This window comes from Amycolatopsis sp. NPDC051716 (genome assembly GCF_040681595.1).
In the GTDB taxonomy this organism is placed as follows: domain Bacteria; phylum Actinomycetota; class Actinomycetes; order Mycobacteriales; family Pseudonocardiaceae; genus Amycolatopsis.
This window is the reverse complement of sequence record NZ_JBFAZA010000025.1, coordinates 45,357-67,535: the sequence shown is the minus strand read 5'-3', so window position 1 is coordinate 67,535 and position 22,179 is coordinate 45,357. Positions and strand designations below refer to the sequence as shown.

Sequence of the window (22,179 nt, the reverse complement as noted above, 5' to 3'; positions counted from 1 at the left end):
GGACCGGGACGGGCCACGCGCTGTCGTGCCCCTTGAGCGGGCACCACGACGGGCACCCCGGCGGTGACGGTGCGGGACGAACCCGCCCGTCACCACCGGGGTGCCCGGGTCGTTGCGGACCGGAGCAGGCGCTAGTCCGATTCCAGCAGCTTGGTCAGCGATTCGGTGAGACCCGCGTACGCCTCGGCGGCGTTCGTGTACCGGTCACCGAAGCGGTCCAGGCACCAGGGTCCCAGCTCCGCGAGTTCGCTCGTGCCGTGCACGATGTGGTCGGCCAGCACCTTGCCGAGGCCGGGGCCCTGCGTCACGCCGAGCTCGTTGTCGCCGCCGAGCGCGTGCAGCCCCTCGATGCCGGGCACCGGGCCCACGAGCGCGAGGTTGTCCGGCGTGTAGCACGGCGCGCCGTGCTTGACCCGGATGCTCGCCGGACGGCTCAGCACGGGCATGAAACCCGCCGCTCCCCTGGCCATCCGCTGGTCCTCGAGGATGCCGTCGGTGGGCAGTTCGTCGAGCCGGTCCGGGATCGGCGCGTCCGCCAGCACGTCACGCGGGTAGGTCCCGTACATGCCGCCCCACAGCAGCCCCCCGTCGTGCCACCGCACCCACAGCGGCGTACCGCCGCCCGGCTCGTCCGGGGCCAGGCCGAGCATGAAGAGCATCGGCAGGGTCTCGGGAATTCCGAGGTCCTCGGTGATGATGCGCGAAGTGATCTGGGGAACCGCCGGCAGGAACGCGCCCAGCGGCTCGAGCAGCTGGTTGCTCCACGCACCGGCCGCCAGCACGACGTGGTCGCTGTCGATGCGCCCGAAGGCGGTGTCCACCCCGGTCACGCGGCCACCGGACACCCGGATCGCCTCCGCCGGACGGCGGGTCTCGACGACACCGCCGAGTTCACGGATGCGCGCGGCGAGTGCGGTGCCGACCTTGGTCGTGCTGATCTGCGCGCCGGAAGGCACGTAGTAACCGCCGTACACCCCATCGCCCGACACCACACCGGCGCTGAACTCCGCCATGCGGCCGGGTTCCACGGCCACGGCGGCGGCGTCGGCGACGTCCCAGGCGAGGCTCTGCGCCAGTGCCCAGGTGCCTTCGCTGGCGGTCACCCACAACACGCCGTTCTGCCGGTAGTCGATGTCGTGGCCCGCGGCGTTCAGCTTGGCGTAGAACTCCATTCCGTACCGCTCGAGCGGTCCGGCGGGCGAATCGGGGCCGTGCAGATGGGAAATGACCGTCCAGGGCGCCAGGAAACCGCCACCGGCACCGGTTGTGCCCTCGCACAGGCCGTCTCGCTCGATCAGGTGAACCTTCTCGACGCCGGCCTCGAGCAGGTGCACGGCATGGGTGAGCCCCATGATCCCGCCACCTACCACGACGACATCGGCAGTGTCGCTCATATCCGTCTCCTCCGGGTGGAAGCCACAGTCAAAATCAGTCGCCGCGTGCCGGACACGCCGCGCCGGCAGCCGCCGGTTGTCACCGCTTGCGATCCTCGCGGTTCACCCCGGCTTGCGGCATCCTCTGAAGTGCGCCCCGGTGCGAACGGGAATTCACCGGGCACGGAGAGAGCATTCTCGAAGTTGCGACGTGATCGGCCTCACAGAAGGATGGGGGACTGGATCTGCATACCTTCGCGTGAAACCCGATCCGGTTGGCGCTGTACCGAACGAAGGAGGGACGTCCGATGGAAACGAGCGCGGGAGCAGACACCGCCGCACGGGCCGGGCGGCGGGAATGGCTGGGGCTGGCGGTTTTGGCGCTGCCGACCCTGCTGCTGTCACTGGACCTGAGCGTGCTCTACCTCGCGTTGCCCCGGTTGACCGTCGCACTGCAGGCCAGCAGTGTCCAGCAGCTGTGGATCACCGACATCTACGGCTTCATGATCGCGGGCTTCCTCGTCACCATGGGCACCGTGGGTGACCGCATCGGCCGGCGGCGCCTGCTGCTGATCGGTGGCGCGTCGTTCGGCGCCTTCTCGGTGCTGGCCGCGTTTTCCACCAGCCCCGAAATGCTCATCATCGCCCGTGCGCTGCTCGGCATCGCGGGCGCGACGCTGATGCCTTCGACGCTGGCCCTGATTTCCACCATGTTCAAGAACCCGAAGCAGCTCGCCACGGCGATGGCCGCGTGGATGAGCTGCCTCGTCGGCGGGAACGCGCTCGGCCCGGTGCTGGGTGGCCTGCTGCTGCAGTCGTTCTGGTGGGGTTCGGTCTTCCTGATCGGCGTGCCGGTCATGGTGCTGCTGCTCGTCGCCGGCCCGCTCGTGCTCCCGGAGTTCCGCGCCCCGCACCCGGGACGGCTGGACCTGATCAGTGTCGCGCTGTCGATGGCGGCGATCCTGCCCGCGGTCTACGGCCTCAAGGAAATCGCCCGGCACGGGCTCGAACCGGCCGCGGTGATCGCGCTCGTCGTCGGTCTCGCGATCGGCGTGGTGTTCGCGCGACGCCAGCGAAAGCTCGACGACCCCCTGCTCGACCTGCGGATGTTCAGCAACCGGACCTTCAGCTCCGGTCTGACGATCATGCTCGGTGGTGGCGTCTTCCTCGGTGGCACGACTTTGCTGGTGACGCAGTACATGCAGGTCGGCGCGCGGCTCGATCCGCTGCACGCCGGTCTGTGGCTGCTGCCCGCGATCGTCGCGATGATCATCGGCTCGATGGTGGGCGGCCCGGTGCTGGCCAGGAAGTTCCGCCCGGCGTACGTGGTCGCCGCGGGAATGGTGATCGCGGCGATCGGGTACCTCGTCCTCGCCCTGGTCGGGTTCGACGTCGTGTTCGCCCGTGGCGGCCATGACACGGTCCTGCTGCACGGCGACACCCTGGCCCTGGTGGTGGTCGGCTGGGCACTGGCGCTCGGCGGCAACGGCCTGCCCGCCGGGCTGCTCGTCGGCATGATCATCGGCTCCGCACCGCCGGAGAAGGCCGGATCCGCTTCGGCGATCCAGCAGACCGGGACCGAGCTCGGCCTCGCGTTGGGCATCGCCCTGCTCGGCAGCCTGGGAACGGCGGTGTACCGCAGCGGGATTTCGGGCAACATCCCCGCCGACGTCCCCCCGGATGCGGCCGCCGCGGCCAGTGAAAGCGTCAACGGCGCTTTGGTGGCCGGGGAACGGTTCCCGCAGCTGCTCGCACCGGCGCACGACGCGTACACGGCCGGGCTCAACGTCGCCTGCGCCGTCAGCGCGGTCGTCTTCCTCGCGCTCGCGGTGCTCTCGGCGAGGGCGCTGGGACGTGCCGGCGCCCAGCAGGCCGACCAGGCGGACCAGCAGAAAGGCGAAGACTCCGAGTCCAGCGACGAAAAAAGCCGCATGGCGGCGTGACCCGGCGACCGAGAAACGCGAGGATGGCATCATGACCGAAGAAACCCCGAACACTCTCCCCGAAATCGTCGGGCCGAAGGAATGGCTGACCGCCCGGCGCGAACTTCTGGTCAAGGAGAAGGAACTGACCCGTGCTCGCGACGCCGTGACCGCGTTGCGCCGGGCCTCACCGATGATCGAGGTCGAGAAGGAATACGTCTTCGAAGGCCCCGACGGCAAGGTCACGCTCCTCGACCTGTTCGAGGGGCGTCAGCAGCTGATCCTGCAGCACGCCATGTTCGCCCCCGAGTGGGACGACGGCTGCCTGAGCTGCCGGCACGCCATCCGGGACCACGGCTACCTTCCGCACCTGCACGAGAAGAACACGACACTGGCCGTCGAGTCGCGGGCGCCGTTCCCGAAGATCCAGGCGTACAAGGAACGGATGGGGTGGACGCTGCCGTACTACTCCTCCTTCGGCAACGATTTCAACTACGACTTCCACTTCACCCTCGATGAGGAAAAGGCCCCGATCCTGATCAACTGGCGGACGAAGGAAGAACACGAAGCAGAGGTCGGTCCCTGGGACATGTGGGGTACCGAACTGCCGGGGATGGCCGTTTTCATCCGCGACGGCGAGGACATCTACCACTCGTACTCGACGTTCGCCCGTGGCACGGACAATCTCTTGTGGACACTCAACCACCTCGACCTGACGCCGTTGGGCCGCCAGGTGTAGCGGACCGAGGACCCCACCAGCCCACCCCTTTCGCGGACGGCCCGGCAGCACGCTGCCGGGCCGTCCTTCGTTTTCCCCGCAATCGACAAGACGTGTCCGGGACACCGAAGTGCGAGAGTCGACCCACGGCGCATGGGAAGGACTGGTTAGGGATGTTGATACTCGGGCTGAACGGGAACTTCGGCACCGCGGCCGCGGATCTGGTGCCGGGAATGCCGGACTACTATTTCCACGACGCGGCCGCATGCCTCATCAAGGACGGCAAGCTCGTCGCCGCCGTCGAAGAGGAACGGCTCAACCGCATCAAGAAGACCACCAAGTTCCCGGTCAACGCGGTTCGCGCCTGCCTCGACGTCGCGAAGGCGGCGCCGTCCGACATCGACGCGGTCGGCTACTACTTCGACGAGGAGTTCACCGATCACGCCCTGAACTCCTGGTACCTCGACCACCCTCGGGTGCCGAACCGCGGCTCGCGCCAGCTGATCGACGACCTGCTGCGCGCGGAGCTGGACTGGGCGCCGGCGGAGGACAAGCTCCTCTACACGCCCCACCACCTTTCGCACGCCTACTCCTCCTTCGTCCGGTCCGGATTCGACGAAGCGCTGGTCGTGGTGCTCGACGCCCGCGGCGAAGAGGACTCCGGCACGATCTACCGCGGCCACGCCGGCGGGCTCGAACCACTGTCCACCTACCCGATCGCCCAGTCGCTCGGCACGTTGTACGAGGCCGCCATCCACCTGGTCGGCTACCGCTTCGGTGACGAGTACAAGGTGATGGGCCTCGCTCCGTACGGCAACCCCGAGACCTACCGCGAACTCTTCAAGAGCCTGTACACCCTCGGGGAGAACGGCGAATACACGCTGAACCCGGCCGCACCGGAGATCAACATGGTGGGCCCGGTCTTCTTCTCCAGCGGCTTCCTGCCCCGCCGCAAGGGTGAGGAGCTCACCCAGGCGCACATGGACTTCGCCGCCGGCCTCCAGGAGACGTTGGAGACCATCGTCCTGCACGTGCTCGGGCACTGGGCGAAGACCGCCGGCCTCCCGAAGCTCTGCTTCACCGGCGGGGTAGCGCACAACAGCACGCTCAACGGGCTCATCCTCAAGTCCGGGCTGTTCGAAGAAGTGTTCATCCACCCCAGCTCCCACGACGCCGGTGCCGCCGAAGGCGCGGCTCTCGCGGCCGGTCATCGGCTCGGCGAGAACCCCTTCGGGCAGCCGCAGCTGCGGTGCGCCAGTCTCGGCCCGGCGCTGGGCGACAGCTACGGCATCGAGAAGACGCTGAAGGCCTGGAGCGCGCTGATCGACTTCGAGCGGCCCGCGGACATCGTCGACACCGCCGCGGACCTCCTCGCGAAGGACGCCGTCCTCGGCTGGACCCACGGTGGCTCCGAGTTCGGCCCGCGTGCGCTGGGAAACCGCAGCATCATCGCCGACGCGCGGCCCGCCGAGAACCGGCACAAGATCAACGCGATGGTCAAGAAGCGCGAGGGCTACCGGCCGTTCGCGCCCGTCGTCACGCGGGAGGCCGCCGGGGAGTACTTCGACCTCCCGGCCACCACCGCGAACTACGACTTCATGTCCTACGTGATCGACGTGCGGGAGGAGCACCGCGAGCACCTCGGTGCGATCACCCACGTCGACGGCTCGGCACGGCTGCAGATCGTGGACCCGGTGTCCAACCGGAGGTTCCACGACCTGGTCGAGCGGTTCGGCGCCATCACCGGGACACCGGTGCTGCTCAACACCTCGTTCAACAACAACGCGGAGCCGATCGTCCAGAGTGTCGAGGACGCGCTGACCTCGTTCCTCACGACCGATCTCGACTACCTGGTCGTCGAGGACTACCTGATCAGCCGCCGGCCGGGCGGTACCCGGGCGTTCGACGACTTCGTCGTCGGGTTCCGGCCGGTCACCCGGCTCGCCCGGAACGTCCACCGAGGCGCGGCCGGCGAACGCGAGGTCGTCCACGAGATCTTCCTCGACTACGCGACCGGGCCGCGAGCCGAGGTCTCCCCCGAGCTGTTCTCCTTGCTCGAGGGGACCGACGGGCAGAAGACGCTGGCGACGCTCGCACAGGACAGCGGTGTCGCGTTGTCCGACGAGATCCGCGAGGAGATCTTCGCCTTGTGGCACATCCGTTACTTCACGCTCACGCCCAGCGCCACCTGATCCCGGGTCTGCCCGCCGTCCCGCGGCGAGGCCCTTGAACGGCCTCGCCGCGCGGGATCGGGCGGAGTAGCGCTGCTCCGCCCGGAACCACGGTGGAGCACGGAGAGCTTCAGCCGCACAGGAGGTGGCGACCATGTCCCAGAATCTCGACAGCCGGGCCCCGGCCGTACCCGGGGAACGCGCCCCGGGCAGTCCCCCACGACCGGCACGCGGGGCCGGGCGGAAGCCGTTCTGGCGGCGGCCGTGGCTCTTGCCGCTGGCGTTGCTGCTCGGCGCGTTCCTCCTCTGGCGGGTGCCCGCCGTGGTGACGTTGAACCCGCGCGCGTTCCCCCCGGTGACCCTGAACCCCACCGAGCCCCTGCACCACTCGGTGATGCTGCTGCACGTCGCGTGCGGAACGATCGCCTGGATCACCGTGTGCCTGCAGCTGTCGCCGTGGCTGCGCCGCAAGTACCCCGCGGTCCACCGGACCAGCGGCCGGATCTACGTCTTCGGCGGGATGATCCCCGCCGCGCTGCTGGCGATCATGCTGATCCCGCTGAGCTCGTGGGGGCCGATCGCCAAGGCCGGGATGGCTTGCTGGGCGGTCCTTTCGCTCGGCACCACCATCACCGGGCTGGTGATGGCGCGGCAGCGCCGCTACGGCGAACACCGCCGGTGGATGCTCTACAGCTTCGCGATGGCGATGAGCGTCATCACCGGACGGCTCATCGCGATCCTGGTGCTGCAGATCCCCGGCGCCGGCCCGCAGATCATCGCCGCGACCCACGGCGAGCTCGAGGGTTTCTGGCTCGGCTGGCTGGTCAACGCGGCGTTGGTCTTCTGGTGGCTGAGGAGGACGCGGAAGCCCCGGAAGACGCCGGCCCCGCAGCCAGCCAACGCCGGCTGAGCGACTGCAGGAGGAGCACGCCCATGCGCGCACGCGAGCTGACGATCGACGGAGCCGCCGAGTTCTCGATCCCGTGTTTTCCCGACGACCGGGGGATGTTCGCCTCCCCCTACCTCGGCAGCGCTTTCACCGGTGAGTTCGGTGGCCGGCCGTTTTCGCTGGCACAGAACAGTCTCAGCGTTTCGCACCGGGACGTCGCCCGCGGGATGCACTACACGGCCGCACCACCGGGCAACGCGAAGTACGTCTACTGCGTGCACGGAAAGGCGACCGACATCATCCTCGACGTGCGTGCCGGGTCCCCCACCTTCGGCCGGTGGGAAACGATCGAACTGGACCCGGCCGACTTCCGCGCGGTGTACGTCCCGGTCGGGGTGGCCCACGGTTTCGTGTCGCACACCGACGGAACGATCATGAATTACCTGATGTCCACGGAGTACGTCCGGGAGGACGAGCGCGCGGTGCACCCGCTGGATCCCGCGCTCGGGCTGCCGATCCCGGCCGCGTCGATCCCGCTGCTGTCCGATCGGGACCGGCTCGCGCCGACACTGGCCGAAGCCGGTTCGGCCGGTCTGCTGCCCCGCTACGAACACTGTCTCGCGATCGAAGCGGCACAGTGCGCCGGCACCGCCACCCGCTGAAAACCGGCACACCGCAACCGGGGAGATGAACGTCGCGGCAGCGGGTGCGACAGTCGGACCAGGGCTCGGTCGTCCTTGCCTCGCGGAAGGCGAGCCGGCGCCGCCCGCCGCTCCCCGTCCGCACACCACCACGGAGGAACCGATGGAACACACCGAAACACCTTCGCGGGCGGAACTGCTCCGCCGCGCGAAGGAACTGGTACCGCTGCTCCAGAAGAACGCCCTGCGCACCGAAGAGGAACGCCGCCTTCCCGAGGACACCGTCGAGGCGCTGACGAAGTCCGGCCTGCTGAAGATGCGCATCCCCAAGCGCTACGGCGGCTACGAGTCGGACATGGGCACCGTCATGGACGTGCTCGCGGAGCTGGCCAAGGGCGACGGCTCGACGTCGTGGACCGTCGCGGTGTGGGCGATCAGCTCCTGGATGCTCGGCCTGTTCCCCGACGAGGTCCAGGACGAGGTCCACAGCACGCCGGACGTCCGGGTGTGCGGGATCCTGAGCCCCACCGCGATGGCGAAGTCCGTCGACGGCGGGCTGGTCGTCAACGGGAAGTGGTCGTTCAACACCGGCGCGCAGCAGAGCCACTGGAACACGAACGCCGCCGTGCTCGCCCACCCGAACGGCGAGTTCGAGCCGATCATGATCGCGATCCCGTCCTCGGACCTGATGATCGTGGACGACTGGCACACGGCGGGCCTGCGCGGCTCCGGCAGCGTCACGTCGATCGCGCAGGACGTCTTCGTCCCCCAGGAGCGGGTGCTGTCGATGGGCCCGGTGCTGGCCGGCCAGCACCGCTCGGTGCTCAACGCGGATTCGCCGATCTTCAAGGCGCCCTTCATGCCGACCGCGTGCGCCACGGTCAGCGCCACCGCGCTGGGACTGGCGAAGGCCGCCAAGGACGCGTTCTTCGAGCGCCTCCCCGGCCGCAAGATCACCTACACCTCCTACGAGAACCAGGCCGAGGCGCCGCTGACCCACCTGCAGGTGGCCGAGGCGACCACCAAGATCGACGAGGCCGAGTTCCACGCCAACCGCATGGCGGACCTGATCGACACGCTGGGCCCGACCGACCACGAGTGGACGATCGAGGAGCGGGCCCGGGTGCGCCTGGACATGGGTGCGGTGGCCCAGCGGGCCAAGGAGGCCGTCGACATCCTCAACACCGCGAGCGGCGGCTCGTCGATCTACCAGAGCGTGCCGATCCAGCGCATCGAGCGTGACGTCCAGACGCTGAACCTGCACGCGATCATGCACCCGAACACGAACCTCGAGCTGTACGGCCGGATCCTGTGCGGCCTCGAGCCCAACACGCACTACATCTGATCCCTTCGACAGAACGGACGAAAGCCATGACGAGCACCCCAGTGCCCGCGCCGAGCCCCGAGGACGTGGCGGCCGTGCAGCAGGTCCCGCAGCGCATCGTCGCGGCATGGGCGGACAACGACGCCGACGCGTTCGCGGACGTCTTCGCCGTCGACGGCAGCCTGATCCTGCCCAACGACGTGTACCTCAAGAGCCGCGAAGAAGTCCGGCTGTTCATGAAGCAGGCCTTCGCGGGACCGTACGCCGGTACCCGGGTCTACGGGCAGCCCCTCGCCGCCAAGTTCCTCGCCGACGGCGTCGCGCTGGTGATCACCCAGGGCGGCGTCCTCCAGCCGGGCGAAGAAGAAGTCGCGCCGGAACGCGCGATCAGGGCGAGCTGGCTGCTGGTCAAGCAGGACGAGGAGTGGCTCCTCACCGCGTACCAGAACACCCCCGTGCAAGCGGGCTGAACGGAACCAGACCAGGGGAGATGGCCACGGTGGAAAATCAAGTAGGCAACCGCGCCGTGGTGCTGGGCGGAAGCATGGGCGGCCTGCTGGCCGCCCGTGTCCTGGCCGGCGCCTTCCGCGAAGTGCTCGTCGTCGATCGCGACCAGCTGATCGGCGTCGAAGGTCCACGTCGCGGCGTCCCGCACGGGCGGCACGCGCACGGACTGGTCGCGCGCGGGCACCAGATCCTCGAAGCCCAGTTCCCCGGTCTGACCGACGAACTGGTGGCCGCGGGCGTCCGCCCCGGCGACTTCAACGGCGACATCCGCTGGTACGTCAACGGGCAGCGGCTCCGCCCGTCCCGCTCCGGTCTCATCTCGGTCCCGGCGACGAGGCCGGTGCTGGAATACCACGTCCGGAACCGGGTTCAGGCCATCCCGAACGTGACGTTCCTGGAGCGGCACGACATCCTCGGCCTGAGCGCGTCGCCGGACGGAGCCCGCGTCACCGGTGCGCGGGTCCGCGCCCCCGGCTCGGAGGAGGAGCGGGTGCTGACGGCCGACCTGGTCGTCGACACCACGGGGCGCGGCTCGCGCACCCCGGCGTGGCTGGAGGAACTCGGCTACGCGCGGCCGGAAGAAGAGAAGATCAAGATCGGGCTGGCCTACACCACCCGGCACTACCGGCTGGACCACGACCCGTTCGCCCCGGACCTGGCGTTCATCCCGGCGCCGACGCCGGACTTCCCGCGAGGGGCGTTCTTCTACCGGCTCCCCGGCGACGACAACCGGGTCGAGCTTTCGCTGACCGGCATGCTCGGCGACCACCCGCCGACCGATCCGGAGGGTTTCACCGAGTTCGCCCGCAGCCTGCCCGTCCCGGAGATCTACGAGACCATCAAGGACGCCCCGGCGATCGACGAGCCGGTGAAGCACCAGTACCCCGCCAGTGTGCGGCGGCACTACGAGCGGCTGAGCCGGTTCCCGGCGGGCCTGCTGGTGCTGGGGGACGCCGTCTGCAGCTTCAACCCGCTTTACGCACAGGGAATGACCGTCACCGCGCTCGAATCCCTGGTGCTGGAACGGCACCTCGAGCCGGGCGGGATCCCGGACGCGCGGGCCTACTTCCGGGACATCTCCCGGGAAATCGACTCGCCGTGGGACTTCTCGGCCGGTGCCGACCTCGGCTACGCCGGGGTTGAAGGCAAGCGCACCGCCAAGATCCGCTTCGCCAACGCCTACGTGGCGCGGCTGCAGCGTGCGGCGGTCGACGACGCCGAGCTCACCAACGCCTTCATCCGGGTGGCCGGCCTGATCGACCAGCCGCCGGCCCTCATGCGGCCGCGCAACATCCTCCGGGTGCTGCGTGGCGGCAAGGCACACCCCGCGGCCGGGACTCCGAGCGTCCCCGCCGCCGAACCGGACCACGACCTGGGCAAGGCGGCCTGACGCGGCCCGCCGGAAAGAAAGTGCGATGACGCAAATCCGTCCCTTCCGCATCGACATCCCCCAGGCCGACATCGACGACCTCAACCGCCGCATCGACGCGACCCGCTGGCCGGTCGAACTGCCCGGTGTCGGCTGGAGCCGGGGGGTGCCCGTCGGCTATCTGCGCGAGCTGGCCCGCTATTGGCGTGAATCCTACAAATGGCGGGCCGCCGAGGAGCAGCTCAACAAATTTCCGCAATTCACAACAGAAATCGACGGCGCCAATGTGCATTTCTGGCACGTGCGTTCACCGGAGCCGGACGCCACACCGCTGATTCTCACCCACGGCTGGCCGGGGTCGTTCGCGGAGTTCTCGGCCGTGCTCGAGCCGCTCACCAATCCCGCCGCGTACGGCGGCGATCCCGCGGACGCTTTCCACGTGGTGGTCCCGTCCATTCCCGGCTACGGTTTCTCCGGACCCACCGGCGAAACCGGCTGGGACGTGCCGCGGGTGGCCAGGGCGTGGGCCGAGCTCATGCGACGGCTCGGGTACGACCGCTACGTCGCGCAGGGCGGTGACTGGGGCATGCCGATCTCGCTCCAGCTCGGTCTCGCCGACCCCGAGCACGTCGCCGCGGTGCACCTCAACATGTTCGTCACCTTCCCGCCCCCCGACCCGGAGGCGCTGAGCGCGCTCGACGACGCCGACCGCGCGCGCCTGGAGTTCACCGTCGACTTCGCCCAGCACGCGGCCGGCTGGCAGAAGATCCAGGGGACCCGGCCGCAGACCCTGGCCTACGGGCTGACCGACTCCCCCGTCGGGCAGCTCGCCTGGATCGTCGAGAAGTTCAAGGAGTGGACCGACTCCGGGGAGGTCCCCGAGGAGGCGGTCGACCGCGACGCCCTGCTCACCAACGTCACCATCTACTGGCTCACCGCCACCGCGGGCCCGAGCGCACAGCTGTACTTCGAATCCGCGCACGACGACCAGCAGTTCGCCCAGACCTGGGGTGGCCCGTGGCCGCTGGAGATGCCCGTCGGGGTCGCGTTCTTCCCCCACGACGCGGTCCGGCCCATCCGCCGCTTCGCCGAGGGCCTGCTCCCCAGCCTCGTCCGCTGGACGGAATTCGACCGCGGTGGCCACTTCGCGGCGCTGGAACAGCCGGAGCTGCTGGTCGGCGACATCGCCGAGTTCACCAGGAACGTGCTGCAAGGACGACACTGAAGCCGCGACGATCCAGCGAGGAGAACACAGATGACCGAAGCGGCACGATGGGAACTGCTGGTCAAGCGCGACGATCTCGCGGTGACCGAGACGCGGGCGGCCGAAGCCGCGCCGCTCGGCGCGGGTGAGGTCGAGCTCGCCTTCGAGCGGATCGGCCTGACCATGAACAACGTGACCTACGCGCGGTGGGGCGGCGTCGCGCCGATGAACTTCTGGGACGCGTTCCCCTCGCCGGACCCGGCGTGGGGCCGGCTCCCGGTGTGGGGCTTCGCCCGGGTGACGCGGTCGAACCACCCCGGCTACCCGGCCGGCGACCGGTTCTTCGGCTACCTGCCGTCGTCGAGCCACCACGTGGTCCGGCCGGAGCCGGCCTCCCGCGGGTTCCGGGACACCACGCCGGGCCGGCACTTCGCGCACCCCTGGTACCAGACGTTCCAGCCGGCCGGTGCGGCCGACCACCGCGACGACCGGCGCACCCTGCTCCGGCCCGTCTACCCGGCGGCGTTCCACGTCGCCGACTTCGTCACCGGCAAGGCGGGGGACGGCGAGGTCACCGTCGTCATCACCTCGGCCTCGAGCAAGGTGGGCATCGGGATCGCCCACCGCCTGCGCGGCCACGCGAACGTGCGCACCATCGGCCTCACGGCGGCCGGCCACTCCGCGTTCCTCGCCGGCCTGGCCGTCTACGACGAGGTGACCACCTACGACGCCCTGCCGGCGGCCGCCGGCGGCCCGGTCGTGTGCGTCGACATCGCCGGCGACGCCGACGTCCTGACCGCGCTCCACACCGCGTTCCGCCCCCACCTCGGGCACCTCGTGCTGCTGGGGTGGACGCACGGCGGGAGCACCCCGCCGGAGCTCACCGACCCCGAACCGGAGATGTTCTTCACCCCCGCGGTCGAAGACGAGGCCATCGCGGCCGAAGGCGAGGACGCGTTCTTCGCCCGCTACCACGCGGCCGAGGACGAGTACATCGACTTCACCGAGTCGTGGCTGGCCGTCGCCACCGGCCGCGGTCCCGAGGCGATCGCGACGGTCTTCCGGCACCTGGTCGACGGAACGCACGCGGCTGACAGCAGCACCGTCATCACGCCCTGAGGACGGCAGCCGGGCGCCGGTCAGAGCCAGCCGGAGTCCTTCGCGATCCTGATCGCGTCGACCCGGTTGCGGGCGTTGAGCTTCGCGACCACCGTCGTCAGGTAGTTGCGTACCGTGCCGGCCGAGAGGTGCAGCCGCGCCGCGACTTCGACCGTCTCGTATCCCTCGGCGGTCAGCCGCAGCACGTCGATCTCGCGTCCGGTGAGCGGGCAGTCGGCCGCGTCCCACGCCGCGAGCGCGAGGTCGCCGTCGACCATGCGGCGGCCCGCCACCACCCCGCGCACGGCGTTGGCGAGCCGATCCGGCGGCGCGTCCTTGAGCAGGAAGCCACTGACCTTGGCGGCCAGTGCCCGGCGCAGGGTGCCCGGTCTGCCCAAGCTGGTGAGGATCAGCGTCCGGCACTCGGGCAGGTACTCGTGCAGCTCGCCGGCGGCGGTCAGCCCGTCCTTGCCCGGCAGGTCGATGTCGATGACCGCCACCTGGGCGCCGGTCGCCTTGGCCGCCGGCAATATTTCGTCACCCGAAGCAACTTCGGCGACTATCTCGATATCCGGTTCCAAACTCAGCAACGCGATAAGCGCGCCTCGGACGATATTCATGTCCTCGGCGACCAAGACCTTGATCACCCGTCGGCCCCCATTCACCGCCGCCCCAGTGATATCAGTTAAACACCCGCCGGGGTTTTTCGCCGCGTCATTCGGGTAACCCGTCTCCGGCCGCACCGTGCGTCACGAATCAGGCGCCCTGCGTGGCCGGCGGACTCGTTTCCGCATTCACACGAACACTTTTGGTGACCTGGGGACACGGAGCACAAAATCGAGTTCTGCTCCGGCGGGGAATGAAAAACGGCCGGCGGGCGCGTGCTCCGCCGGCCGGCCGGAAGTGGATCAGGCTTCGGCGAGCAGCCCCGCGAGACCCGCGTACCCGACTTCTCTCAGCCGTTTCCCCGATTCGGCCGTGTACGCCGCGTCCGCTCGGATGCCGACGCCCTCGACCATCCGGTTCATGAAGTTGAACAGCGCGCAGACCAGCACGGCGTCGTGCAGCGCACGCTCGTCCCACCCGGCCGCGAACACCGCTTCGGCGTCGGCCTCGGTCATCCGGGCCGGGGTACGGGTCAGCTTGCCGACGTAGGCCAGCACCGGCTTGAGCCGGGCGTCCACGGGGGACGAAGCGAGATCCGCGACGGCCGCGGAGAGCAGGCCTTCCGGGACCCCGAACGCCTCGGCGGTCACGGTGTGGATCCCGTGGCAGTAGTCGCAGCCGTTCAGCCCGGACACGTAGGCCGCGATCAGCTCCCGTTCGCCCGGTGTGAACGGCGATTCGCCGCGAAGCACCTCCTCGTGGAAGGCCAGCAGGTGCTTCGCCGGGCCGGGGTAGGCGCGGAAGACCTGGAGCAGCGTCGTCTCAGCCGGCAGGGACTTCAGGTAGGACATCGAAGGGATCCTCCGTCTCGATCGGTGCGTCGGCGAGCTCGTCGACGTCACCGCGGCGCAGGGCGCAGGCGGTCAGGTAGGCGATCGTGGCCGGGCCGGCGTCCGGGAGCGCGGCGGCGACCCGCTCGGCGGCTCGCGTCCACTCCTGCCGGTGCGACCCGGGGTTCGGGCGGGCCGGGAATTCGAGTGCCCGGCGCAGCGAGCGCCAGTGCTCGGCGCCCCCGGCGACCAGGCCGGACAGGGTGAAGCCGGCGACGCCGTGGCGGGCCTGGTCGACCGCTTGGGTGACCAGCGCGGGGTCGTCGGCCAGCCGGGCCAGGCCGAGGCCGGCGAGCAGCCGGTCGGCCTCGAGGCCGAGCAGGATGACCCCGACCTCGGTGCCCGCCGGGGCGTCGACTTCGGGCAGGGCGAACCGGCTGTCCACGTACTCAGACACCGACGGCCTCCCGGTGCACGGCGGCGGGCCGCTCGGCGCGGACCGCGGCCGCGACGGCGGCGGCGACCCGGGCCGTCGCGACCCGGTGCCCGTCGATGTTCCGGGCCGCCGGGCCGAGGACCATCCCCGCGGCCGCGCCGATCACCGAAACGCGTGGAGCCCGCTCGAAGGCCATGGTCCGTTCGTCCAGCGCCGGCCAGCCGTCGCGCGCGCCGACCACCTCGTCCGGCAGCAGCCCGGTGCCGATCGACGGCGTGGTGCCCAGCGCGAGCACCGCGTGGTCGCCGGTGGCGGCCTGGCCGCCACCGAGCCGCACGGCCACCGTGCCGCCGGTGCCGGTGGTGATCCGTTCGACAGCCTGCCCGCGGTGCACGACGAGCTGCCCGGCGGCCTCGGCGCGCTCGAAAAGGGGGCGGAACTCGAACATGATCGACGCGCGGCGGAACCGGCCCATCAGGCCGAGCCGGTCGGCCCAGCCGACGCTGTCGAACCTCTTCCGGCCCTCGGGCCGGAAGAACGACGAATTGACGTCGGCGCACTGGTAGTGCTCGCCGGACCCGCGGATCACCCAGTGCACCTCGCGGCCGGCGTCCAGCGCACCGCTGATCAGGTGCGCCGCGGTGAGCCCCGCCCCGACGACGATCCGCCGCTCGCCCGCCGGCACCGGCTCGTCCCAGTACGACACGCCGGCGGGCGGCCGCCCGCCGCCCCACCACGAGGGCGGGGCGTCCTGGCGTTCCTCGCCGAGGCAGAGCACGGCGTGGGCCGCGGTGACGGTGAACCGGTCGGCGCGGACGGTCACCGCGTCGGCGGTCGGCAGGACTTCGCGGACCGTGCCGCGCCAGGTCTTCTCCGTGACGTGGTGGCTCGCCACCAGGTGCGCGCAGTACGCCTCGAACACGTCGACCGGGACCACCGAACGGTGGCCGGCCTGCGCCATCCGGATCTCACGCCGTTCGACGGCGGTCAGGCGCGCCCAGTGCAGCCGGGCGAAGTCGAGCAGCTCGCAGTCGCGGTAGCCCTCCACACCGGGGTGGTGCTCGTAGGGCGAGCGCAGCACCCGTTGCCCGAGCCGGTCGATCCGCTCGAAGAACCGGCCGCACGGCCGGCCGTCGCGGTCGACGACCACGACGTCGTCGACACCGTGGTGCCACAACGCCGACGCGACCGCGAGCCCGGCGGGCCCGGCCCCGACAACCACGACATCGGCCGTGGCTCGGGGCGTCGTGGCCGACGTCGTCACCGGCGGCGCGGGCAGCCGTGGCCAGGGGCGGCCCCGCGGTGAGCCCAGCAGGTGGGGTCCGGGCACGAACGTGATCACGTACTCCCCCGTCCTCCGGCCACCGGCACCTGGGCGCGGTTCAGCCGAGCACCGTGACGGGCACGATCAGCTCGATGACCGGCCGCTGGGTCATCCCGTTGGTGACCAGTTCCTCGAGGGTCTGGCTGGACTGCTCGGTGCTGTCGGTCGCGATCGGGCTGTAGCGCGAGTAGAAGTAGGTCGGCTTGTCGCCGCCGGCTTCCATCGAATACGTCTTGAGCACGGCCTCGCCGGGCCGGACCTCGCCGTCGTAGAAGGTGAGGCGCCGCTGGTCCGGCGTCATGAAGCTCTTCGCGAACTGGGGCGACATCAGCGGCTCGTCGTCGAGGAACACGGAGTCCTCGTCGAGGACGGCCTGCATCGCCACCCACGTCTGGTCGGTGAGGTTGGTCTCGGACTTGATGACCTGCCAGCGGCCCGCCGCGGGCAGGGAAACGCTGACCGAGACGTCGTGGTCGGTCGTGTCGATCGCACCGGTGATCATGAGCACCCGGCGGGCGACATCGGCGACGCCGGTCATCTGGATGTCCCGGGCACGTACCCGGCTGGAAACGTCGAGTCCTGGCAATTCAGGCGAAGACACGCTGGAGCCTCCTCGCTATCCCCCATGAATAACGTTTCGATTCATGAACGCCCAAAGGCTTACACACCACGAGAGACGCTGTCAAGGTGAGAAATGCATGCTCGGCACCGGTATTCCTCATGGGTGGGCGCGGGGCGGACCCGTTGGCCCATTCGGCCCACAGTGGCTGGTCCGGCGGTCACTCCCGGTTGCGGCGCTTCGTCCGGGTGGACGCCTGGGCGTCGTCTTCGTGCGCACCGACGTAACAAATCGAGAATGCCGATTCCGCGCGCTGGACCATGACCTTGAGCACCAGTTGCGGTTTCACCAGAATAACGAAATTTCCAGGATTTCGAGGGTCGCCGAAAACGTCGTACACGAGAAAAGCGGAACCGTCCGCGATGGCGAACAACGCTTCGTAGACAAGGTTCAGCTCCGTCTGTGTCGCCGTCTCGGCCCATTCGTCGAGCACGTTCACGCCCGCGGTGAGCTGGAGGCGCATCGCCATCCTCCGGCCTCCCAACCGAACCTCCGCCGGGTGTCCGGCATCCCGGCGGGTCTGGCCCCGCCGGCGGTCTGCCGACACGCCGGCCCCGAGAAGCTCAAGTGTCCCGCCGGCCCGGCGGGCCGGACATCTCCGTACGTGCGGTCCGGCGCGGGCGGGCACGCGCGGTGCCCGCCCGGAGCCGTCAGTTGTACCCGAGCACGATGTGCTCGCGCAGGTACTCGCGCACCGCGGGGGCCCGCCGGGCCCGGGGCCGGCCACGACCCTCCGCCGCCCGCCCGTGCGCTTCCGCCCGGCGGTTCGCGCCGGCCGGTCCCGCTTCCGCCCGGCGCCGTGCGCTGGATGATCCTGCTGCTGCCATGGCGTTTCCTCCGTTTCCCAGTGGTTGCGACTCCCCGCCATGCCCGCGGGGGCTCGAGGACCGGCCGGACCGCGGTCCGGCGGTGAGGGGGCAGGTCACGAGCGGCCGCGGTCCGCGCACCCCGGCAGGCCGGACCGCCGCCACGCGCCGGGGCGGCCGGGGACCGCGGCCGCCCGGTCGGCCCAGACCGGCCCGGGCGGGTCCGCCGGCCCGGCGCGGCCCAGCACGCCCCACAGGACCACCACCAGCGCCGCCAGCTCCTCGGCGGACGGCTCGCCGCGCAGCACTCGCAGTTCCGCCATCGCGCCTCCCTCAGATCGGCTGGTTGCCGTGTTTGCGAGCCGGTCCCGGCTTGCGCTTGTCCTGCAGCATCTCCAGGCCGCGGGCCAGGGCGGCCCGGGTCTCCGCGGGATCGACGATGTCGTCGACCAGCCCGCGTTCGGCGGCGTACTGCGGGTGGAGGAACTCCTCGGTGTACTCAGCGACCAGCTCGGCGCGCACCGCGTCCGGGTCGTCCGCGTCCGCCAGCTCCCGCCGGTGCAGCACGTTCACCGCGCCCTCGGCACCCATCACCGCGATCTGGTTGGTCGGCCAGGCCAGCGACAGGTCGCAGCCGATCGAGCGCGAGTCCATCACGATGTAGGCCCCGCCGTAGGCCTTGCGCAGGACGACCTGGATCCGCGGCACCGTGGCTTCGCAGTAGGCGTGCAGCAGCTGCGCGCCCTGGCGGATGATCCCGCCGCGCTCCTGCTCCACGCCGGGCAGGAACCCGGGCACGTCGACCAGGCTCACCAGCGGGATGCCGAACGCGTCGCAGAACCGCACGAACCGGGCGGCCTTCTGCGACGCCGGCCCGTCGAGCACCCCGGCGAACACCACCGGCTGGTTGCCCACCAGGCCGACGACCCGGCCGTCGATCCGCGTCAGGGCGCACAGCACGTTTTTGGCCCAGCCCTCGTGCAGCTCGAAGAACTCGCCCTCGTCGGCCAGCTCGGCGAACACGTCCCGCATGTCGTACGGCTGGTTGGGCTCCACCGGGACGAGCTCGGCCAGCTTCGGCCGGTGGTCGTCCTTCGCGCCGGTCGGCGCCGCCGCCGGGGCCGGCTCGAGGTAGTTCGAGGGCAGCAGGGAGACGAGGTACCGGACGTCCTCGAGGCACGTCTCCTCGTCGTCGTGCACGACGGTGGCGACGCCGGAGTGCACGCCGTGCACGTCGGCACCGCCGAGGTCCTCGTGGCTCACCCGCTCCCCGCTCACCGCGGCCACGACGTCCGGCCCGGTGAGGTACATCCGCGCGGTGTCGCGGACCATGAACGTGAAGTCCGCCAGTGCCGGCGAGTACGCCGCGCCACCGGCGCACGGCCCGACGATCACGCTGATCTGGGGGATCACCCCGGACGCGTCGACCTGGCGGCGGAAGATCCCGCCGTAGCCGTTCAGCGCCAGCACGCCTTCCTGGATCCGCGCGCCCCCGCTGTCGTTGAGCCCGATCACCGGCGCGCCGGCGGCCACCGCGAGGTCGAGCACCTTGTGGATCTTCGCCGCGTGCGCTTCGCCGAGCGAACCCCCGAAGAGCGTGAAGTCCTGCGCGTAGACGAACACCCGGCGCCCGTCGATGGTGCCGGATCCGGCGACGACGCCGTCGGTGTGCGGACCGGCCGCCGTGGCACCGGCCGGGCGGCGGTAGGGCTCGAGTTCGACGAACGAGTCGTCGTCGAGCAGCAGCGCGAGCCGCTCACGAGCGGTGAGCTTGCCGAGGGAGTGCTGCCGGTGGACCCCCTCGGGCCGTCCGCCGACGATCCGCGCACGCAGTTCGTCGCGCCGCTGCCGGAGCACGCGCATGGTCGGCGGGCCGGGTGGTGCCTGCTCGGCCGCCCTGGCGAATTCGATCACCTTGGCGTCGCCGGACCCGGCCGGCGGCCCGTCCGCGCGGCGGCGGACGGGCCGGACCGGCCCGTCGGCCGGCGGCACGTCCGCCCGCCGCGCGCCGGAATCCCGGGCTCCGCTCACGCGGCATCCCTCATCCCGGGTTCGTCGGCGTCCCGGGCGATCTCGGCGACGATGTCGGACCACACGATGCCGCGGCCGAGCCGGGGCACCGGGCGGATCGGCACCTCGGCCGGCGGCTCGCTCGGCACGGGGCCGGGCATCGGCCGGACGACTCCGAAGGCACCGGTGGCTTCGCTGTTCGCGGTCATCGCGGGAACTCCTTCCGTCACTGCGTTCGCGGTTGCGCGGGGATCCGCGCCGCGGTTTCCGGCCGCGCGGCGGCACCAGCCTGCCGCGCGGTGAGCCGTCCGGTGGCGTGCAGCCAGGCCACCGTGTCGCGCACGGTGTCGCCGGCGGGCCGCGCCCGGACGCCTTGGGTGGGTGCGTCCCCGTCGACGGGGACGGCGGTGGCGCAGACGTAGATCGCGCCGTACTCGGCCGGGATGTGCCACGGCCAGGCGTGCTGCACCAGGTCGGCCAGCCGCCCGACCGGCGCCATCGCCGCCGGCGGCAGGAAGACCGCCGGCAGGCGCCGCCCGGTCGCCGACCGCGCCGCGGCGAGGTACTCGCGCGTGGTCAGGAAGCGGCCCGGCCCGAACGCCGCGGGCGCGGCCGCCGCGGGTTCCCCGAGCAGCCTCGCGTGCAGCTCGGCGGAGTCCCGGACGTCGCCGATGGGCAGGCCACCGGACGGCCAGATCGGCATCAGCCCGCGCAGCAGGTCCCGCAGCCGCGCGTTCTGGTCGCCGAGGTGCGGGTCGTGGGGCCCGAGCAGCGCCGGCGGGTAGGTGATGGTGACGGGCGCGCCGCCGGCCCGGTGCTGCCGCGCGATCCGCTCGGCCGCGGCCTTCGACGCGAGGTAGGGCTCCCGCGGCTCGCCGGCCGGGCTCGCCGGCCCGATCGTCGGCCGGTCCGTCGGGTAGAGCGCCCCGACCGTCGAGACGTGCACGATCCGGCCGGTCCCCGCCCGCCGGGCGGCGCCGAGGACGACCTCGGTGCCTTCGGCGTTCACCCGCCACAGCTCGGCCTTCCGCCTGCTGTCGAAGGTGTAGACGCCCGCCGCGTGCAGCAGCGCGTCCGCCCCGGCCACCAGCCGTCCGGCCGCCGCGGGGTCCGTGACGTCGCCGACCTGGACGTCCACAGTGGACGAATCGGCGCCGGGCCCGGCCAGTGCGCGGGCCACGCCGCTCGCGTCCCGGGCGAGCAGCCGGACCCGGTGCCCCCGCCGCAGCAGCGCCGCGACCGTGTGGGCACCGAGGAAGCCGGTGCCGCCGGTGACCGCGATCAGCATGACCTTCACTCCCCTCAGGCCGCGCGGGCGTGGCCGTCGATCCGGTGGTAACCGCCGCCGTAGAAGACGAGCGCCTGCTCGCCGGTGCCGCGGCTGGTGGCGACGACCTGCCCGAGGAAAATCGAATGGTCGCCGCCTTCCAGCACCTCGGCCAGCTCGCACTCCAGCCACGCCAGTGCGCCGGTGAGCAGGGGCGACCCCGTTTTCCGGCCCGTCGTGTACCCGACCGCTTCGAACTGCGCCATCCCGCCGGGACGCCGCCAGTCGGCGAAGTACTTCGAGACGTCCTCCTGCTCGGCGGCCAGGATGTTCACCCCGAACGAGCCGGCCGTGACGATCGACGAGTGCATCCGGGCCGCCTTCGACACGCAGCACAGCACCATCGGCGGTTCGAGCGACACCGACGTGAACGCGTTCGCGGTCATCCCGTGCGCGTCCTCGCCGCCCGCCGTCAGCACGGTCACCCCGGTCGCGAACTGCCCCAGGGCCTGGCGCAGCCCGGACTGGGCCGAGATCCCGCGGCGCGACGAGGACGTCGGCACCCGCTTCAGCACGTGGGCCCGTTCGGCGGCCTCCGTTTCGTGGCCCACGTCAGGCTCCCTTGCCGTTGACCGCCGCCGTCGAATAGGGCTCCAGCGCCTCCTGCAGCTGCTCGGGGACCCGCGACGGCACGGTGTTCGTGTTGGGCCCGCGCATGCAGGCGATGCGCTGCCGTCCCCTCGCCACCAGCCGCTCCTCGCCGTCTTCGGTGAGGTGGACGTAGTCGAAGGCGAACTGGATCTGCGTCGAGGTCTGCTCCTCCAGCCGCATCCGGATGGACAGCTCGTCGAACGCCGTGATCTCGGCGAAGAACTCGCATTCCACCTTGAGGGTGAACAGCTTGAGGTCGTGCCGGACCTCTTCGAGCACCGCGGGTGCCTTGTCCTTCAGGAACATCTCGCGGCACCGGCCCTGCCAGCGCACGTAGTTGACGTAGTAGACGTTGCCCACCAGGTTGGTCTCTTCGAAGCCGACCGTGTGGCGGATCTCGTAGTAACCGGTCAT

Annotated in this window: 24 protein-coding genes; 10 read left to right on the top strand and 14 right to left on the bottom strand. The window is 70.8% G+C overall.

Annotated elements, in window-relative coordinates:
• Positions 1-131 precede the first annotated feature (131 nt).
• Complete coding sequence (locus AB0M30_RS30200; protein WP_364590401.1) at positions 132-1,394, bottom strand: FAD-binding oxidoreductase; 1,263 nt, start codon at positions 1,392-1,394, stop codon at positions 132-134.
• A gap of 287 nt (positions 1,395-1,681) precedes the next feature.
• Between AB0M30_RS30200 and AB0M30_RS30195 the strand changes: the two genes are divergently transcribed.
• From AB0M30_RS30195 to AB0M30_RS30150, 10 genes are all read left to right on the top strand, one after another.
• On the top strand, positions 1,682-3,316 hold the full coding sequence (locus AB0M30_RS30195) for an MFS transporter (RefSeq protein ID WP_364590398.1): 1,635 nt from the start codon (positions 1,682-1,684) through the stop codon (positions 3,314-3,316).
• A 31-nt stretch (positions 3,317-3,347) separates the two neighbouring features.
• Positions 3,348-4,034: a DUF899 domain-containing protein gene (locus AB0M30_RS30190; protein ID WP_364590395.1), complete on the top strand. Its 687-nt coding sequence runs from the start codon at positions 3,348-3,350 to the stop codon at positions 4,032-4,034.
• A gap of 152 nt (positions 4,035-4,186) precedes the next feature.
• A complete protein-coding gene (locus AB0M30_RS30185; RefSeq protein ID WP_364590392.1) occupies positions 4,187-6,205 on the top strand; it encodes a carbamoyltransferase C-terminal domain-containing protein in 2,019 nt (672 codons plus the stop codon).
• Between the two features lie 133 nt (positions 6,206-6,338).
• On the top strand, positions 6,339-7,094 hold the full coding sequence (locus tag AB0M30_RS30180) for a DUF2306 domain-containing protein (protein WP_364590389.1): 756 nt from the start codon (positions 6,339-6,341) through the stop codon (positions 7,092-7,094).
• A gap of 23 nt (positions 7,095-7,117) precedes the next feature.
• Positions 7,118-7,735: a dTDP-4-dehydrorhamnose 3,5-epimerase gene (gene rfbC, locus AB0M30_RS30175; RefSeq protein WP_364590387.1), complete on the top strand. Its 618-nt coding sequence runs from the start codon at positions 7,118-7,120 to the stop codon at positions 7,733-7,735.
• A 142-nt stretch (positions 7,736-7,877) separates the two neighbouring features.
• Complete coding sequence (locus AB0M30_RS30170) at positions 7,878-9,059, top strand: acyl-CoA dehydrogenase family protein (RefSeq protein ID WP_364590384.1); 1,182 nt, start codon at positions 7,878-7,880, stop codon at positions 9,057-9,059.
• A gap of 26 nt (positions 9,060-9,085) precedes the next feature.
• Positions 9,086-9,508, top strand: a complete 423-nt coding sequence (locus tag AB0M30_RS30165) for an SgcJ/EcaC family oxidoreductase (RefSeq protein ID WP_364590381.1) — start codon at positions 9,086-9,088, stop codon at positions 9,506-9,508.
• Between the two features lie 29 nt (positions 9,509-9,537).
• On the top strand, positions 9,538-10,935 hold the full coding sequence (locus tag AB0M30_RS30160) for an FAD-binding monooxygenase (protein ID WP_364590378.1): 1,398 nt from the start codon (positions 9,538-9,540) through the stop codon (positions 10,933-10,935).
• Between the two features lie 25 nt (positions 10,936-10,960).
• On the top strand, positions 10,961-12,139 hold the full coding sequence (locus AB0M30_RS30155) for an epoxide hydrolase family protein (protein ID WP_364590375.1): 1,179 nt from the start codon (positions 10,961-10,963) through the stop codon (positions 12,137-12,139).
• Positions 12,140-12,169: 30 nt separating this feature from the next.
• Entirely contained in the window at positions 12,170-13,237 is a 1,068-nt protein-coding gene (locus AB0M30_RS30150) for a DUF2855 family protein (protein WP_364590372.1), read from the top strand.
• 20 nt (positions 13,238-13,257) lie between these two features.
• Here AB0M30_RS30150 and AB0M30_RS30145 read toward each other — a convergent pair whose 3' ends face one another.
• The 13 genes from AB0M30_RS30145 to AB0M30_RS30085 form a co-directional block, all read right to left on the bottom strand.
• Positions 13,258-13,863, bottom strand: coding sequence for a response regulator transcription factor (locus AB0M30_RS30145; protein WP_364590369.1), 606 nt, complete (start codon positions 13,861-13,863; stop codon positions 13,258-13,260).
• A 261-nt stretch (positions 13,864-14,124) separates the two neighbouring features.
• Entirely contained in the window at positions 14,125-14,673 is a 549-nt protein-coding gene (locus AB0M30_RS30140; RefSeq protein WP_364590366.1) for a carboxymuconolactone decarboxylase family protein, read from the bottom strand.
• Positions 14,645-15,109 carry a DUF6187 family protein gene (locus tag AB0M30_RS30135; RefSeq protein ID WP_364590364.1) on the bottom strand — a complete coding sequence of 155 codons (465 nt, stop codon included), beginning with the start codon at positions 15,107-15,109 and terminating at the stop codon, positions 14,645-14,647. Before AB0M30_RS30135 ends, AB0M30_RS30140 begins: the two co-directional genes overlap by 29 nt.
• Positions 15,102-16,430 (bottom strand): NAD(P)-binding protein, encoded by a 1,329-nt coding sequence (locus tag AB0M30_RS30130; protein WP_364590361.1) that lies wholly within the window; start codon positions 16,428-16,430, stop codon positions 15,102-15,104. Before AB0M30_RS30130 ends, AB0M30_RS30135 begins: the two co-directional genes overlap by 8 nt.
• A 40-nt stretch (positions 16,431-16,470) precedes the next feature.
• Positions 16,471-16,950: a DUF6423 family protein gene (locus AB0M30_RS30125; RefSeq protein ID WP_364590612.1), complete on the bottom strand. Its 480-nt coding sequence runs from the start codon at positions 16,948-16,950 to the stop codon at positions 16,471-16,473.
• A gap of 241 nt (positions 16,951-17,191) precedes the next feature.
• Entirely contained in the window at positions 17,192-17,500 is a 309-nt protein-coding gene (locus tag AB0M30_RS30120; protein ID WP_103343300.1) for a DUF6235 family protein, read from the bottom strand.
• A 181-nt stretch (positions 17,501-17,681) separates the two neighbouring features.
• On the bottom strand, positions 17,682-17,858 hold the full coding sequence (locus AB0M30_RS30115; RefSeq protein ID WP_364590358.1) for a hypothetical protein: 177 nt from the start codon (positions 17,856-17,858) through the stop codon (positions 17,682-17,684).
• A gap of 95 nt (positions 17,859-17,953) precedes the next feature.
• The gene (locus AB0M30_RS30110; protein WP_364590355.1) at positions 17,954-18,160 is read right to left on the bottom strand and encodes an acyl-CoA carboxylase subunit epsilon; all 207 of its coding nucleotides are present in this window, start codon (positions 18,158-18,160) and stop codon (positions 17,954-17,956) included.
• A 10-nt stretch (positions 18,161-18,170) separates the two neighbouring features.
• Positions 18,171-19,700 carry an acyl-CoA carboxylase subunit beta gene (locus AB0M30_RS30105; protein WP_364590609.1) on the bottom strand — a complete coding sequence of 510 codons (1,530 nt, stop codon included), beginning with the start codon at positions 19,698-19,700 and terminating at the stop codon, positions 18,171-18,173.
• Positions 19,701-19,864: 164 nt separating this feature from the next.
• Positions 19,865-20,056 (bottom strand): DUF6222 family protein, encoded by a 192-nt coding sequence (locus tag AB0M30_RS30100; RefSeq protein ID WP_103343297.1) that lies wholly within the window; start codon positions 20,054-20,056, stop codon positions 19,865-19,867.
• Between the two features lie 17 nt (positions 20,057-20,073).
• Positions 20,074-21,135, bottom strand: a complete 1,062-nt coding sequence (locus AB0M30_RS30095; protein WP_364590352.1) for an SDR family NAD(P)-dependent oxidoreductase — start codon at positions 21,133-21,135, stop codon at positions 20,074-20,076.
• Positions 21,136-21,149: 14 nt separating this feature from the next.
• On the bottom strand, positions 21,150-21,725 hold the full coding sequence (locus AB0M30_RS30090; RefSeq protein ID WP_103343295.1) for a flavin reductase family protein: 576 nt from the start codon (positions 21,723-21,725) through the stop codon (positions 21,150-21,152).
• 1 nt (position 21,726) lies between these two features.
• Positions 21,727-22,179, bottom strand: a complete 453-nt coding sequence (locus AB0M30_RS30085) for an acyl-CoA thioesterase (protein WP_364590349.1) — start codon at positions 22,177-22,179, stop codon at positions 21,727-21,729.

Bases quoted from the DNA above. Each gene is read 5' to 3' on its own strand.
- AB0M30_RS30095 (WP_364590352.1), bottom strand. From the start codon at position 21,135: ATGCTGATCGCGGTCACCGGCGGCACCGGCTTCCTCGGTGCCCACACG.
- AB0M30_RS30200 (WP_364590401.1), bottom strand. From the start codon at position 1,394: ATGAGCGACACTGCCGATGTCGTCGTGGTAGGTGGCGGGATCATGGGG.
- AB0M30_RS30125 (WP_364590612.1), bottom strand. From the start codon at position 16,950: ATGACCGGCGTCGCCGATGTCGCCCGCCGGGTGCTCATGATCACCGGT.
- AB0M30_RS30190 (WP_364590395.1), top strand. From the start codon at position 3,348: ATGACCGAAGAAACCCCGAACACTCTCCCCGAAATCGTCGGGCCGAAG.
- AB0M30_RS30140 (WP_364590366.1), bottom strand. From the start codon at position 14,673: ATGTCCTACCTGAAGTCCCTGCCGGCTGAGACGACGCTGCTCCAGGTC.
- AB0M30_RS30105 (WP_364590609.1), bottom strand. From the start codon at position 19,700: ATGCGCGTGCTCCGGCAGCGGCGCGACGAACTGCGTGCGCGGATCGTC.
- AB0M30_RS30165 (WP_364590381.1), top strand. From the start codon at position 9,086: ATGACGAGCACCCCAGTGCCCGCGCCGAGCCCCGAGGACGTGGCGGCC.
- AB0M30_RS30195 (WP_364590398.1), top strand. From the start codon at position 1,682: ATGGAAACGAGCGCGGGAGCAGACACCGCCGCACGGGCCGGGCGGCGG.
- AB0M30_RS30100 (WP_103343297.1), bottom strand. From the start codon at position 20,056: ATGACCGCGAACAGCGAAGCCACCGGTGCCTTCGGAGTCGTCCGGCCG.
- AB0M30_RS30085 (WP_364590349.1), bottom strand. From the start codon at position 22,179: ATGACCGGTTACTACGAGATCCGCCACACGGTCGGCTTCGAAGAGACC.
- AB0M30_RS30150 (WP_364590372.1), top strand. From the start codon at position 12,170: ATGACCGAAGCGGCACGATGGGAACTGCTGGTCAAGCGCGACGATCTC.
- AB0M30_RS30155 (WP_364590375.1), top strand. From the start codon at position 10,961: ATGACGCAAATCCGTCCCTTCCGCATCGACATCCCCCAGGCCGACATC.
- AB0M30_RS30180 (WP_364590389.1), top strand. From the start codon at position 6,339: ATGTCCCAGAATCTCGACAGCCGGGCCCCGGCCGTACCCGGGGAACGC.
- AB0M30_RS30115 (WP_364590358.1), bottom strand. From the start codon at position 17,858: ATGGCAGCAGCAGGATCATCCAGCGCACGGCGCCGGGCGGAAGCGGGA.
- AB0M30_RS30170 (WP_364590384.1), top strand. From the start codon at position 7,878: ATGGAACACACCGAAACACCTTCGCGGGCGGAACTGCTCCGCCGCGCG.
- rfbC (WP_364590387.1), top strand. From the start codon at position 7,118: ATGCGCGCACGCGAGCTGACGATCGACGGAGCCGCCGAGTTCTCGATC.
- AB0M30_RS30185 (WP_364590392.1), top strand. From the start codon at position 4,187: ATGTTGATACTCGGGCTGAACGGGAACTTCGGCACCGCGGCCGCGGAT.
- AB0M30_RS30120 (WP_103343300.1), bottom strand. From the start codon at position 17,500: ATGGCGATGCGCCTCCAGCTCACCGCGGGCGTGAACGTGCTCGACGAA.
- AB0M30_RS30110 (WP_364590355.1), bottom strand. From the start codon at position 18,160: ATGGCGGAACTGCGAGTGCTGCGCGGCGAGCCGTCCGCCGAGGAGCTG.